The organism is Denitrobaculum tricleocarpae, from assembly GCF_007004665.1.
GTDB lineage: Bacteria > Pseudomonadota > Alphaproteobacteria > Kiloniellales > Kiloniellaceae > Denitrobaculum > Denitrobaculum tricleocarpae.
On the sequence record NZ_ML660057.1, the window covers coordinates 291,518 to 305,095 of the forward strand.

The window sequence follows — 13,578 nt, forward strand, 5'->3', positions numbered from 1 at the left end:
CTCCCTTCAGCGACCGCCGATGGCCTTAAAGGCCCGGGTCTGTTCCGTCAGCGCAATCTCGGTCGGCAGGCGCTCCATCGAAGAAGCGCCGTAGAACCCGTGACAGGCGTCGGTGTTGTTAAGAACGTAAGTGGCGTCGTCGGGCATGGCGACCGGGCCGCCGTGCACCAGTGTAATGATATCCGGATTGACCCGCAGGGCCGCCGAGGCCCAGGCATCGACCAATGCAGGACAGTCCTCCAGTTTGAGCGAGGTTTCCGCACCGATCGAGCCGCCGGTCGTCAAACCGAGATGGCAAACCACGATGTCGGCACCGGCCTTGGCCATAGCCGTCGCGTCATCCTCGTTAAAGACGTAGGGCGTAGTGAACATGTCTTTTTCGTGGGCCATGCGGATCATGTCCACCTCCAGCCCGTAGGACATGCCCGTCTCTTCCAGATTGGCGCGGAAGGTGCCGTCGATCAGACCAACGGTTGGAAAGTTCTGCACCCCGGAAAAGCCGATCCGCTTGAGATCATCTAGAAAACTGTCGAACACGCAAAAGGGATCAGTGCCGTTCACCCCGGCCAGAACCGGTGTGTTGGGTGCCATCGGCAGAACTTCCGAGGCCATCTCCATGACGATGTCGTTAGCGTTCCCGTAGGCCATGAGGCCGGACAGCGAGCCGCGGCCCGCCATGCGGTAGCGTCCCGAATTGTAGATCACGATCAGATCGATCCCGCCCGCTTCTTCACACTTCGCCGAGAGGCCGGTCCCCGCGCCGCCGCCGATAATGGGTTGGCCGTCTTTTTTCATTTGCTGAAACTTCTTCAGCAGGTCCGAACGCTCAAAGCGCGGCATGTCGCTCTCTCCCAAGGTAACTATCGATTTCGGCTAAGGCGGCGATCACCGCATCGGTGAAGGCCGGGTCGTTTATATTCTGCGGCAGGCGCAGGAGGCGACGGTTACCGGTCTCCTTGAAGCCACGTGTTATGGCATCAAAGAGCGCCCGGTCGGCCTCAGGATCGTGGAAGGGCTGCCCGGGCGCATCGAGTGCCGAGACGCCGCCTTCGGGGATCAGAAAACGCACCGGCCCCTCCATCTTGTTCAGACGCTCCACGATCCACTCGCCCATGCGCCGGTTCTCGTCCGCTGTCGTGCGCATGAGGGTGACCTGCGGATTGTGCTCCACGAAGGTCCGGCCCTGGTATTTTTGCGGCACGGTTTCCGGCGCACCGAAATTCACCATATCGAGGGCGCCAACAGAGCCGACATAGGGAATGCGCGTGCGGATGAAGGCGCCGAAACGGTCCTCATCGGCGGCGAAGACGCCGCCCATCATCATGTCGCAGATTTCCGTGGTGGTCAGATCGACCGCCGCGCTCAGCATCCCGCTGTCGACCAGTTTCTCCATTGAGCGTCCGCCAACGCCGGTCGCGTGGAAAACCAGGCAATCGTAGTGGTCCTTCAGCTGTGCCGTAATCTGGCTGACAGCGGTGGTGGTGACTCCGAACATGGTCAGGCTGAGGCCCGGCAGGTCATGGTTATGCTCACCCTGCTCGGTTTGCGACTGCTTGACCATCCCCGCCAGCGCATTGGCGCCATTGGCCAGCACCTGCTTGGAGATGCGGTTGAGCCCCTGAACGTCGGTCACCGAATACATCATCATGATATCGGACGGCCCGACGTAGTTTCCGACATCACCGGAGGCCACGGTCGAGATCATCACCTTTGGAATGCCGATAGGGAGGCGCCGCATCGCCGGCGTGACCAGTGCCGTGCCACCGGACCCCGCCGCTGAGATTATCCCGCCGATCCCCTGCTGCCGCTGGATCCAGGCCTCGAAAGCCTTGGCCATGGCACGGACCGACGCGCCCCGATCGCCGGTGAAGACCGCGCTGGCGCCACCCCGGTGGTAGGTCGCGATCATATGCGGCGGCACGTCCGCGCTGGAGGGTTTGCCGGAGGTAGAAAGGTCAACCGTCCGCACTCTTAAGCCCTGACTGGCGATCCGGTCACGGATGTAGCGAAGTTCCGCGCCTTTGGTGTCGAAGGTACCCACAACCAAAACTTCCTGACCGCGAAGCTGTGCAAGCGGCGTGAGCGCTTCGGCGTAAATCGGCTCAGGCTTGATATCGAAGGGACGGCTCGTGGCAGTTGAATCTTTGCCCTTTGCGGAGGTTTGGTTCGGGGATTCTACAAGTCTATCGTCTCCCCTCTCCTTCCAGGCCGCGCTCGACCAGCGTGTCGGCGGGATATAGTGTACAGCCTTCCGTTCGCTCTCCTGCACCGGCAGGGAAACCACATCGGATGACACCTCCGCTTCGTCGATCTCAGACGCCGGCGCAGCCGCCACTTCGTCAAAGCTCGGAAAATCCGCGTCTTCGTGGGAATGACGGCCAACACCCAGAAGCCGCTCCTGCAGCGTCCGGTCGTTGGCAAGCTGGTCCGCAGGCAAAACGCGATTGACCCTGCCATTCACCATGATTGCGACGTTTTCAGCAATCGCCGTCGCCACACCGATATTCTGCTCGATGAGCAGGATCGAAACGTCGCCCTCTTCGGCCAACTGCGCCAGCATGTCCTCGACCTGCTGGACGATGACCGGTGCGAGTCCCTCGGTCGGCTCGTCGAGGACCAGCAGTTCCGGGTCCTGCAGCAGGGCACGGGCGATGGCGACCATCTGCTGCTCACCGCCGGAGAGCTGTCCGCCACCATTGTTCTTGCGCTCCGCAAGCCTCGGAAAGGTGTCGTAGACACGCTCGACGGTCCAGGTACTGCCACCGCGATCCGACAGGCGCATATGCTCGTCGACCGTGAGCGAGGGCCAGAGCCGCCGTCCCTGCGGTGTGTAGCCGATCCCATGCGTTGCAATACGATGGGGCGGCAGCTTGGTCAGCTCGTCACCGTGGAAGCGGATCGACCCTCGGCTGGCGGGCACCAGCCCCATGATGGCGTTGCAGAGGGTCGTCTTGCCCATGCCGTTGCGGCCGACAATGGCCTGAACGCCGTGTTCCAGAGTGAAGTCGACGCCCTGCAAAGCATGAGAACTGCCATAGAAGACGTGCAGATCGCGGATCTGAAGAACCGTATCCGAGGGTTTTCTGCTTCTCCGGCGATCAGGCATGTCCACCCCCCAGGTAGAGTTCCTGAACTTCCGGGTCGTTCTCGATCTCCTCCGGATTGCCTTCTTTGAAAATGCGCCCGTTGTGCATCATGGTTACGCTCTCTGCTACGCGCAGAGCCACATCCATGTCGTGTTCGATAATGATAAAGCCGATGTGTGTGGGCAGAGATTGCAGAATTTCGATGAGCTCACTGCGCTCGGTCGGGGAAAGACCGGCGGCGGGTTCATCAAAAAGAATAAAGCGCGGCGCGCCCGCCAGCGCGAGCGCGATTTCGAGCTGCCGCTGTTGGCCATGGCTGAGTTCCGAGACCAGGCTTTCGCGCTCGGCGCCCAGGTGCACGGCATCAAGCAAGGTCTCCGCCGCGTGGGTCATGGCATCATCCGGCTTCGGACGCCGCAAAGAGAGCCGGCCCCGGCTTGCGCCCCGGCAGGCCAGATAAACGTTGTCGACGACACTCAGGCCGTCGAAGAGCAGGGAAATCTGATAGGTCCTGCGCAGTCCCCGCCGGATCCGTTCATGAATAGAAAGATCCGTGACATCCTCACCGAACAGCCTGACCCGGCCGGTGGTTGGCGGAAAGTCACCTGTGATCGCGTTGAAGAGCGTTGTTTTCCCTGCCCCATTGGAACCCAGGACCGCACGCCGCTCACCCGCCTTGACGGTCAGGTTGATGTCCGCCAGAGCCACCAGCGCGCCGAAGTGGCGGCTGACGGCCTCGAGTTCCAGCGCATACTGGCCGGTACTCTGCAGGCGGGTAAGGGCGTCGGTCCTAAGCATTTAAGTCAGCCTCAAGTCTTCAGTCTCAGCCGCACTTCGGGTTCTCGCGGCTGACCGGGCCGTACTTCAGGAACTCATCATAGGACACACCCAGGGTCTGGCTGACCTCCGGGATCACCTTGATGGTCTTATTGAGCAGATTGCCGTCCGGCCCCTCAGAGACCTCGGTCAGGAAGATATCGGCGATAGCATTACGCCGCTCGTCCAGTTTGACCATACCGGTCGGAGTCTCGAAGGAGAGATTGGACAGCACCTCGCGGTACTTCTTGCCGCCATCGGACAGATCGCCACCAACTTCATCCAGCGCCAGCAGTGCTGCCTTGGTGTTGATGTAGTAGGCATGCGCAAAAAGCGACGGTGATGGGAAGCCATCCGGGAACTGGGCCTTGTAGGCCTGGACGAACTTCTGCCAGCGTGCGTCGTCCCAGGTGTCGGAGATCGGGCCAGCCGAAGGCGTGCCGATCACGAAGTCACGGGTTCGGCCCTTGGAGCCCAGCACGGTCTGGTCAACCGTAATGGAACCGCCGACCAGGGGCAGATCACCACCGGCCTGTTCGTATTGGGTCAGGAAGTTGACAGCGTCGGCACCACCCAGCGCCACATAGATCGCATCAACATCGTCCGGCAAAGCGGCGATCACCGAGGAATAATCCTTGTTGCCGATCGGCACCCAGAAGCGGGCGTCCGCGGGCGCTTCGCCGCCCAGACGGCAGAAGGGCTCCAGGAAGCCGAAGACCTGCGTATAAGGAAAGGAATAGTCTTCAGCCAGCACGGCGATGCTGCGATAGCCTTTTTCATTATAAACATACTCGCCCAGCCCCGCCATCCACTGCGCGCCCTCGGTGCCGAAGCGGAAAAAATTCTCTGCGGGGTCACGCAGCGTTGTGTCCTGAGCCGCAGACGAGCCGTTCAAGAACGTGACGTTCGGCTGCGTTTTAGCGTAATCCTTGACCGCCAGACCTTCGGACCCTGACAAGGGCCCAACCAAAACCTGCACACCGTCCTGCTCGACCAGCTTGCGGGTGGCACGGATCGCGCTGTCCGGCGATGCATCCGACGAACCGGTGATCAATTCGATCTTCTTGCCGCCGGCTGTGTACTTGAACTCCTCCAGCGCCATTCTGACACCGCGCATGGAGTCCTCGCCCAGCACCGTGAAGGCGCCTTCCAGGGTCGCAAGCGCCCCCATCTTGACGGAATCCTCCTGCGCCAACGCCGGGCCGGCTAGCATGGCCGCGGCGACTGCCGCTATCACTGTCCTTTTATCGGTTATCATTTTGTTCCTCCCTGTTGTGGGTTGACCGTGTTCGGGCGAACCTGCCTGATCCCGGTTACTGCTCACCGCCGCTTTCCGGCAGTGTGCGTCGCTTGAGCTTCAGCGCGTTTTTGATGCGCATCCAAAGCCCGAGCAGGCCGTCCGGTGAAAAGAGAACGACCAGAAGAAAAGCGAGTCCGATGACCGTGTTGAAGCGCTCCCGGTCGATCAGATCGATGGCAAAGTTTTCCAAAAGAACGAAGGCCAGTGCGCCGATGAAGGGTCCGATCGGATGGCGCATGCCCCCGACCACTGCGATGACCAGGATATCGATCACGATATCGACACCCACCGAACCCGGCGAAATACGGCCATTGAACCAGACCATCAGAACGCCGGCAGTTCCGGCAATCAGCCCCGCCAGCCAGTAGGCGAAGATCCGGTGCAGAGTGACATCGTAGCCGATCGCGCGCATGCGCCTGGGGTTGTCGCGGATCGCCTGCAGGCTGAGGCCGAAGGTCGAGCGGGCGCCGTAAAGCACTGCAAAGAAGAAGAAGGCCGCGACCGCGAGGCTCAGATAATAGAAGGGTGTCGGATCGCGCCAGTAGACGCCGAAGAGAACCGGTGGCTCGACACCGGCATAGCCGGTGAAGCCATTGAAGATGACGTAATTCTGGCGGACGAAATAGAAAAAGGCGACGGCAATCGCCAGGGTGATCATGATAGTGTAAATACCCTCGGTCCGGACCGAGATCGCACCTATCAGTGCACTAAAGACCGACGCTGCGAGAATTGCGGTCATAGCCGTGAGCCACCAGGGCCAGCCCAGCCCCATGACCCCGACCGAATTCTCCCCAAGGATGGCCATGAGATAACCCGCAAGGCCCGCCACCGTCAGTTGCGACAGGCTGACCATCCCGCCGTAACCGGCCAGCATCATCAGCGACAGCGCAATGGTACCCAACACCAGGGTGTAAGCGCCGATCTGGAAGATAAAGAAGTTGGACGCGAAGGCCGGATAAAACAACAGAAACACCGCCGCGGCCAGCGCCGCAGGGTGGATGTTCGGCAGCCGGCTCTTGCCTGCGATGAGAGAAAGGTCGGCCATGGCTCAGCTGTTCCCCATGATACCCTGAGGGCGCACCGCAAGCACCACGACCATGATCAGGAAGGTCAGGACCACGCCGTAGGTCGGGAAGTATGCCAGACCGAATTGCTCGGCCAGACCGATCAGCAGCGCACCGATCGCTGCGCCTGGCACCGAACCCATGCCACCGACAATCACGACAACGAGCGACGCGAGCAGATAGCGGATATCCTCCCCCGGTGCGATCGAGAGCGCGGTGCCCCCGATCACGCCCGCGAACCCGGCAAGCCCCGCGCCGATGGCGAAGACCAGGGCGAAGACGAGCTGCACATTGACCCCGCTCGCCGCCAGCATATCGCGGTCGTTCACGCCGGCGCGAATCATCATGCCGATACGCGTTCGGTTCAGAAACAGCCAGAGCGCGATGCCGACCGCGATGGCCACCCCTAGCACCGCCAGGCGATAGACCGGGTACTTGATGAAGACCTCTTGCCCTGACGAGCGGATGGTCGAGATGATCGGTAGCTCAGCAGCTCCGAACAGCCACTCCGGCGGCGCGAACTGATAGGTCGTGCCGGACCAGACCGCGAGCATCAGATCCGCCGCCACGATGGAAACCCCGATGGTGACGAGGGTCTGGCGCAGGTCGTCACCCTCCATCCGCCGGAACACCAGTACCTGGAGCAGAATACCGGTCACGGCGATCGCGATGAAGGCCACGCCCAGGCCAACGAACCAGTTGCCGGAGGCTTCCGCCGCTTCGTATCCGATGTAGGCTCCCAGGAGATACATGGAGCCGTGTGCCAGGTTGACGTTGCGCATCAGCCCGAATACGAGCGTAAAGCCGCTGGCCACCAGGAAATAAAGACCGGCGAGCGTCAAGCCGTTGAGAAAAGTATTCACAAAAGTCTTTTTGCGGCCAAGTGCCGAGACCATCCAGTCCGGCCAAACCGCAAAAATCATCCAGAGGAAAATACCCGCCAATAAGAGGACGACGATCGCCCAGAAGGTATGGCGCTCGATAAACTTCCTCAACGGGCTGCGCTCCCTGTTGCGGTGACCCGAATGTTGACGCTGCTCGCTTTTTGTCGACCAGAACGAGAAAGGGCGCGGCCACAATGTCTGTGGCTGGAGTTTCCGCCGGATCTGCAACGGTGCAGTGACGCCGGCGAGACCGACGGCCAATGCATCGCGAAGGTCATGGAAACCATGATCTCTCGTGCCTCCCTCGATGCCGTCTCGTTCCAGCAGGACGGCGTTTTTTTATGGGATGATCCGGCTTTAATCTTCGGAATGCATATCCCGAAGCTTGCACGGCGACGTCCCACACTGCCTTTTGGCGTTGATTTAAGTGTGGAGAGTAAAATTATTGCTCACAAGCCGGTTTTATTGAGATTTTGGGTAATATTGGGTAATTTGTTTATCATGTTGCGGAATCATTTGAGTTGGAACATCACCTTACGCGCCGAGTCTTCGTGGGATTCCGTTGCCTTACCGCCCGCTATTCTGACCGCGAGACCCCGGTTTTCAGACAGTGGAATCCCAGATGAAATTGCCCTGCTGTTGCCCAATCACAGTGGCGCTTCCGGCCTCATCTCCGAGGTGCACTCCGCGCCATGGCAGATGGAAGCGAGAGCTTTGGGGCTCTTTCTCGCCGATCCTTTTTTTAATGCCGAAGCCGAAACGAAAAGGCTGCGCGAAGCCGGGATCAACTGGATCGCAAACTTGCCTTCGGTCGAACAGCAGGATCAGGAATTTGTCCAGCTCCTTGGCGATGTAGGTCTTGACCGGACTCTCGAAATTGAGCGGCTCAGTCATTTGAGCGCGTCGGGCTTTCGGGTTCTGGCCGTGGTCGCAGGTCCGCAAGCGGCAAGCGCCGCAACCCGGGTCAATCCGGCCGCGGTATTTGTGATCCCTCCGGTGGCCGACTTTGCGGCCGGCTTTCCGTCGTTCCGTCAGCGTGGCGCCGCCGCGCGCGAGGTCCTCGACGCCGTCCGGGCAGTGAATTGGAAAGGCCCACTCCTGGGCCTCGCTGCAGAGAGCGAAGTCGCGCACGAAACACTCTGGCCGGATGCCCTGGATGGCGTCATCTGCCGCCCCGCTCCACTGAAGGCTCAACAGGATTTCCGCGCGCTCCCTTAACCCTTCAGACCGTATTTTGCCATCTTGTTGTAAAGTGTCTTGCGCGAGATCCCAAGCGCCTCGGCCGTGCGAGTCCGGTGAAATCCATTCCGCCAGAGAGCATCGACCACCCGGCGTTTCTCAGTTCGCGCGTCCGCTTCATCTCCATCATCGCTTTCGAGCAGACCGGCCAGCTCCTCCGGCTGAATCTGGTGTGTCAGCTTCCGGCCGGCCAAGCCCCCCAGAAGCCGTTTCAATTCGGCCTCGTTCTCGCTCCAGGTATGTGCCGTCAGAAGCTTTCTTGCCGCAGTCGAAAAATCGCTGCGCCCGGGCGACGCGGGCGTAAGCTCCTCGGCGAGCTTATCAAGTACGGCCATCAGGTCCTCGACACGATCCCGCAACGGCGGCACCCGCAGCGTCCAACCGGCCAATAAACGGGCCAACTCCGCACCTGACCCGTGGTCTTGGCCCCGCCCCTGATCCCAATCGTCTGACACAAGCACCACACGCGGCAGGACAGAGACCTTCCGGCGGCTGCCGGGGATGATGAAACTACCGTCGCTCAGGGCGCGCGCAAGACGCCGCTTAAGGGTGGAGGGCAACGCGCTCGGCGCACGGATAACGATGAGACCGAGACTCTCGTCGGCGAGAGCCCCCGGGTTGAGACCGGCAAGTTCCGCCGAGCCGAAGAGCCTCCGGCCGACACCCGCCGGAAATTCCTCGGAAAGAAGATCTATTTCCAAGACCTTCTTCTTCCCGCGCGCACTCTGATTTTCGAGGGCACGTAATGTAGGCCGCACATCCAGGCCCGGCTCAGCAAAAATCATCAGCGGTGTCTGCCCGCCTGCGAGTACCCGGAGCCGGCGCAAAAACGCGACCAAGGCCGATGAACGGCCGACAAAACCGCAGCGCTGACCCCAGGTCACCAGCTTGGCGCTCTCCGTGTCGAGGGCGACACGGCGGTTACTGGCGCGCCGGTAGGCGTCGATCTGATCGGCCACCGAAGCTTCAAACGGCAGGCGTTCAATGGTCGAGCCGCCAACGTATCCATCGATTGGCGCGCGGGCCGTCACACGCCCCAGGTCCTCTGCCGTTACGATAGGTCCGCCTTCCAGAAGAAACGCCACGCCCGGGTGAATACGCTTGATCAAACGGCCGATCTCGCGGGCGACCGACGCGGTCTCTTCGATCGAGGCACGCATCCGGTGACCAAACGCACCGCCAGCATTCCAACCGAGATTCAAACACACCATATCGAGCCCTGCGTCTGCCCCCAGCCGCGCCTGAGTGCGGGTCGCACAGTAAAACATCGTAGTCAGGCCGACGTCCTGAACAGCCCGCAAGATCTCAACCTCCTTTTCGATACCGCGCCCGGCACGGGACAAGAGCTGTTGCATGGCGTGTGTGTAGTGCATGCCGCTGGGAAAATTCACGGCACCGGCAAAGCCGCTTGAGCGCACACGTTCGGCAATTTCAGCCGGATTGCAGCTTTCACCCCATGCGTTGACCCCCAGGAGAACCGGCACTTTGCACTGCGGCAACAGCTCGCCCACAGCAAAGCTCTGGGTCAGGGATCCGGCATCCAAAATCGGCAGCATGCAGGCAATCGATGGCGCCCCCATGTTTCTGAGCCGGCCGGCATTGATCGCCAGCAAAAAGTCCGCGCCGCCGCGCTCCGCCGCCAAGGCTGCATTGCCGGAACCAATCGCCGCGCCGACCAGAAAGTCTGTTTCGGATTTTGCCAAACGCATCGTTATTCACGCCTGCTTCTAGTCTTGTCCCTCAACTCTAGCAGGTTTCGGATGCTTTTCGCAGGGTTCCGGTGACGCCGCGATTAATCGGACCGAATTTTGTCGAGCAACGCGGTCGAGACCTGAATGCCGTCGCGATCATGGCGCTTACGGGCGGCGCGGCGCCCTTGGCCAGGAAGACGTGCGCCCGGCTGCTCGGTGATGGCACCGGCCAGCGCCGCAATCCGTTCCGCGAAGACATCGCCAGCGCTTGCCGCTGGATCGATTGCGAGGAAGAACTGCCCGGTACGTGGCGGACCGCCCTTGGTGCCACTGAAGGGCGCCGCGTCGATACCGAGATAGGCGCCGGTCAAGGCCGCCGCCATGACCTCGGTCAACAGCCCAATACCGACTCCTTTGTAGCCGCCGGACGGCGCCATCGAACCTCTAATCGCGAGGTCAGGATCACGGGTCGACTGACCATCCGGGTCAAGCGCCCAGCCTTCGGGGATCGGCCGGCCCTCACGGGCATGCTTCATCACTTCAGACCTGGCGACGACGCTTGCGCTCTGGTCGATTAGAATCGCCGCACCGCCCCCGCCGTCAGGAACCGCGAGCGAGAAAGGGTTCGTGCCAATCACCGGATGGCTGCCGCCAACCGGCGCGATCGAGGCCGGTGCATTGGTAAAGCCGAGACCGACCAGGCCCTCTGCCGCGAGCCGTTCCATGTGGTAGCCAAGAACCCCGCAGTTGTAGGAGTTCCGGATCGCGAGCGCAGCGACGCCAAGCTCGCGCGCCCTGGGTATGAGCTCGGCAAAACCGGCGTCAATCGCGGCATGGGCAAAGCCGGTGCCCGCATCGACCAGGACGGTCCCCTGCCGCGGAGAAGTGACCTTGGGTACCGCCTGGCCGTCGACCTTTCCGCAACGCAGGTGTTCGGCATAGATCGGCAGGTACATCAGGCCATGGCTGGCGATTCCCTCCCGCTCCGCGGCGGCGATGGCACGGGCGAGCGGGCGAGCGCTCTCAGTCCGGGCTCCGGCGGCTTCCAGGATCTCAACGGCCAGCGCCTCGATCTCGCCCGGGTTCATGGTCACGCTCTCGGTCATGGGCGAAAACTCCTTTAATCTCGGTCAATGAGGCCGGCACCAGCGCCCGCCCGGCGCGAAGCCTCGGTAGCCGGTGCATAGGTACGTTGGGCAAAGTGGTCGAGCCTGCGCCACAGCTCCACCGGAAGAACGTGGGCGTCTGATCCCGGCCGGCGCAGTTCGCCGGGTGTTTCCATTATCCGGGTGACCAAGAGTTCACGGCTCAATGGTACCGTCACGGCCCACCAATCCCTCGCCACCGGTCCTTCGCTCGTGGCATGAACCAGGAAATCACCTCCACGAAGCGTCATCGCGCAATCGAGATCACGGGCAGCCCGGCAGAGAAACGGCACCACCAGAACCGGCCAGATCACCGGTCCAAGACGAAAGCTGCCGCCCTGGACAATGGTTTTCGCCCGGTCAGAGAGTGCGGCGCCGCTCGCAATGGGACAGAGCGCCTCGGCATTGCAATGCCAAACATCACCGTCGATACGGGGTGCATGCTCCGGAACCGCGGCGTCGACTTCATTCAGTACGGCAACGAGGGCTTCCGGACCCGGCAGGCGATAAGCCGCCAGCCAGCGCGCCGCGCGACCCGCCTCTTCCGCCATGCCCCAGGTGAAGCCGGCGCCGCGCGCCGCTTTGCGGCCCATGGCATCGATCTCGGCCAGCGAAACCCGCCAATCGCCGATGACATCCTTTCCCGGCCCGCTCGGGGACTGGATCGTTGGATCGCTCATCGCGGTGCCTGCAGGATTTCCTGGGGGAACGGTGCATCCCGGTACATGCAGATGCGCACCCAGCGATCCGAGCGCGGATCGAAGCGGTCGGCGCCGAAGAACGACAGCTTGCAGCGCAGCAGATCGATCGGCATCAGGTCCGATGAGATGAGGTTGTCGCGAATCTCCGCGTAGGAATAGCGCGCCGCGATCTGGGCGCGGCGGGCGGTGTGACGGTGCTCCGGATGCGCCAGCAGGAACGCCGCAACAGATAGCTCCCCCTGCCAGTGGTCGAGATCCGCCGCCATCTGCGCGGCGTCGCGGCCCGTCGAGAGCGGTTGCTCGTACTCCGCGCCCTCTTCACTGGCGCGTTCACCAAGCCGGGGCTCAAGCTTTTCCTCCGACACATACCAGAAGCGGGCGCAGTTCGGCGCTGATTCATAGTCCACGGAGAGCGCCCAATCGAAGACTTCGGCCAAAATGCCGCGCAGGGTCTGCGTGGTCATGCTGCCGTCGATCCGGAAGGCGGCGTCCTCATCGGCATCCATGCAATCGGCAAGGTCATCGACAAGATCTCCTTGCGGCTCGAGCAGCAGCGAGACCAGAAGCTCCTGACCTTCGAGGGAGAGTACGTCTTCCGCCCAGAGCCAAAGCAGATTCCAGGGCATTGGCTTGTCAAAGCTGTCATCAGGTTTGCAGCGCGCAGTCAAAGCATCGAGGTCTTTGCGGAGTCCGGCCAGTTTTTGCTCCTGCACCGGATGCTCCGACCGCCACAAAGCAACGTTTTCGGTGGCCCGGACAAGTGCGCTCCGAAAGCCCTCAACACTATTCTGATCGGCCGCTGCAAGAGCACGCACCCGCGCCAGCGCTTCCTCACGCGCCAGGATCCAGTTGTTGAGCAGAACCGGATGATTGATCAGAAAGGGCGCCATGCCGAGCCCGGTCGAGTTCCCCACCCCGAAGCGGCGGCGCAAGTCCGGGTCAATGGTGACAGCTTGCGCGCCGTCCCTGACCCGGGCCATGTGCTCGACCAGATCGAGCGTGAAGCTGCGGGTCAGCCAGACCGACAGCATCTCGGCCTGGAAGGGCCCCTTCAGTTCCGGCCGGCCCGCGATCTTCACACGGTCGGCGGCCCCGAACTTGCCCGAACCGTAAACCGCGGTTGTGCGCATAAGGTATCCAACTGCGTCAATCTCCGCGCGATCCGGCTGACGGCCCTCCGCCAGGCACCCGACGACATACTCGAAGAGCCGTACCGAGCGATTGGCGCGGGAGAGTGAAAGTTCATCGTCCGACACCCGGCCTGCCTCCTGTTTCGGAACATTCCGCGCCAGCCGATCAATGTCGTTTTCAGTCGGCACCCCGTCGAAGAGTGCAAAGGTCGCGTCCCAGGCCGTCGCAATGACCCGGTCCGAACGCATCTCATCGGGCAGATCATGAGCGAAACACACCAGGGAATAAGCCCGTTCGGGGCCCAGCACGCTGTAGACCGCATGGCCGACACCCTTGTCGTCGATCTCCCAGCAGCGCCGTTCGAAGCGCCAGGCCTCGCGCGCAAGACGGCGCAGCAGGCTCTGCATAAACGACAAGCGCGTCGGATGAAACGATCCCATCCGCGCCAAACGCATGACGTTATCCGCGGATCGCAGCGGCACGTCGGCTTCATGTTTGCGAGGCAAGGTCACGGGTCATGC

11 protein-coding genes are annotated in these 13,578 nt (G+C 61.8%); 1 reads left to right on the forward strand and 10 read right to left on the reverse strand.

What is annotated here, in order from left to right:
• Positions 1–6 precede the first annotated feature (6 nt).
• The 6 genes from FKG95_RS18500 to FKG95_RS18525 are packed head-to-tail and all read right to left on the reverse strand — an operon-like array spanning position 7 to position 7,261.
• On the reverse strand, positions 7–840 hold the full coding sequence (locus tag FKG95_RS18500) for a phosphoenolpyruvate hydrolase family protein (protein WP_142897883.1): 834 nt from the start codon (positions 838–840) through the stop codon (positions 7–9).
• On the reverse strand, positions 827–3,106 hold the full coding sequence (locus FKG95_RS18505; RefSeq protein ID WP_142897884.1) for an ABC transporter permease: 2,280 nt from the start codon (positions 3,104–3,106) through the stop codon (positions 827–829). The genes FKG95_RS18500 and FKG95_RS18505 overlap by 14 nt, the downstream gene beginning before the upstream one ends.
• Positions 3,099–3,884: an ABC transporter ATP-binding protein gene (locus FKG95_RS18510; RefSeq protein WP_142897885.1), complete on the reverse strand. Its 786-nt coding sequence runs from the start codon at positions 3,882–3,884 to the stop codon at positions 3,099–3,101. Before FKG95_RS18510 ends, FKG95_RS18505 begins: the two co-directional genes overlap by 8 nt.
• Positions 3,885–3,909: 25 nt before the next feature.
• Positions 3,910–5,160 (reverse strand): ABC transporter substrate-binding protein, encoded by a 1,251-nt coding sequence (locus FKG95_RS18515; RefSeq protein ID WP_142897886.1) that lies wholly within the window; start codon positions 5,158–5,160, stop codon positions 3,910–3,912.
• Positions 5,161–5,215: 55 nt separating this feature from the next.
• The gene (locus FKG95_RS18520) at positions 5,216–6,247 is read right to left on the reverse strand and encodes a branched-chain amino acid ABC transporter permease (protein WP_142897887.1); all 1,032 of its coding nucleotides are present in this window, start codon (positions 6,245–6,247) and stop codon (positions 5,216–5,218) included.
• Positions 6,248–6,250: 3 nt separating this feature from the next.
• Positions 6,251–7,261 (reverse strand): branched-chain amino acid ABC transporter permease, encoded by a 1,011-nt coding sequence (locus FKG95_RS18525; RefSeq protein ID WP_142897888.1) that lies wholly within the window; start codon positions 7,259–7,261, stop codon positions 6,251–6,253.
• Between the two features lie 30 nt (positions 7,262–7,291).
• Between FKG95_RS18525 and FKG95_RS18530 the strand changes: the two genes are divergently transcribed.
• On the forward strand, positions 7,292–8,368 hold the full coding sequence (locus tag FKG95_RS18530; RefSeq protein WP_142897889.1) for a hypothetical protein: 1,077 nt from the start codon (positions 7,292–7,294) through the stop codon (positions 8,366–8,368).
• On the opposite strand, the gene FKG95_RS18535 is transcribed toward FKG95_RS18530, so the two are convergent.
• The 4 genes from FKG95_RS18535 to FKG95_RS18550 all read right to left on the reverse strand — a co-directional run bounded on the left by FKG95_RS18535 (position 8,365) and on the right by FKG95_RS18550 (position 13,569).
• Positions 8,365–10,098 (reverse strand): phosphoenolpyruvate hydrolase family protein, encoded by a 1,734-nt coding sequence (locus tag FKG95_RS18535; protein WP_142897890.1) that lies wholly within the window; start codon positions 10,096–10,098, stop codon positions 8,365–8,367. The genes FKG95_RS18530 and FKG95_RS18535 overlap by 4 nt on opposite strands.
• An 83-nt stretch (positions 10,099–10,181) precedes the next feature.
• Entirely contained in the window at positions 10,182–11,186 is a 1,005-nt protein-coding gene (locus FKG95_RS18540) for an Ldh family oxidoreductase (protein ID WP_142897891.1), read from the reverse strand.
• A 14-nt stretch (positions 11,187–11,200) separates the two neighbouring features.
• Positions 11,201–11,905: a DUF3726 domain-containing protein gene (locus tag FKG95_RS18545; protein ID WP_142897892.1), complete on the reverse strand. Its 705-nt coding sequence runs from the start codon at positions 11,903–11,905 to the stop codon at positions 11,201–11,203.
• The gene (locus FKG95_RS18550; protein ID WP_218940245.1) at positions 11,902–13,569 is read right to left on the reverse strand and encodes a hypothetical protein; all 1,668 of its coding nucleotides are present in this window, start codon (positions 13,567–13,569) and stop codon (positions 11,902–11,904) included. The genes FKG95_RS18545 and FKG95_RS18550 overlap by 4 nt, the downstream gene beginning before the upstream one ends.
• Positions 13,570–13,578 lie beyond the last annotated feature (9 nt).

Excerpts from the sequence above, each read along its gene's own strand:
- FKG95_RS18505 (WP_142897884.1), bottom strand. The coding sequence starts at position 3,106 with ATGCCTGATCGCCGGAGAAGCAGAAAACCCTCGGATACGGTTCTTCAG.
- FKG95_RS18515 (WP_142897886.1), bottom strand. The coding sequence starts at position 5,160 with ATGATAACCGATAAAAGGACAGTGATAGCGGCAGTCGCCGCGGCCATG.
- FKG95_RS18520 (WP_142897887.1), bottom strand. The coding sequence starts at position 6,247 with ATGGCCGACCTTTCTCTCATCGCAGGCAAGAGCCGGCTGCCGAACATC.
- FKG95_RS18500 (WP_142897883.1), bottom strand. The coding sequence starts at position 840 with ATGCCGCGCTTTGAGCGTTCGGACCTGCTGAAGAAGTTTCAGCAAATG.
- FKG95_RS18530 (WP_142897889.1), top strand. The coding sequence starts at position 7,292 with ATGTTGACGCTGCTCGCTTTTTGTCGACCAGAACGAGAAAGGGCGCGG.
- FKG95_RS18545 (WP_142897892.1), bottom strand. The coding sequence starts at position 11,905 with ATGAGCGATCCAACGATCCAGTCCCCGAGCGGGCCGGGAAAGGATGTC.
- FKG95_RS18540 (WP_142897891.1), bottom strand. The coding sequence starts at position 11,186 with ATGACCGAGAGCGTGACCATGAACCCGGGCGAGATCGAGGCGCTGGCC.
- FKG95_RS18535 (WP_142897890.1), bottom strand. The coding sequence starts at position 10,098 with ATGCGTTTGGCAAAATCCGAAACAGACTTTCTGGTCGGCGCGGCGATT.
- FKG95_RS18510 (WP_142897885.1), bottom strand. The coding sequence starts at position 3,884 with ATGCTTAGGACCGACGCCCTTACCCGCCTGCAGAGTACCGGCCAGTAT.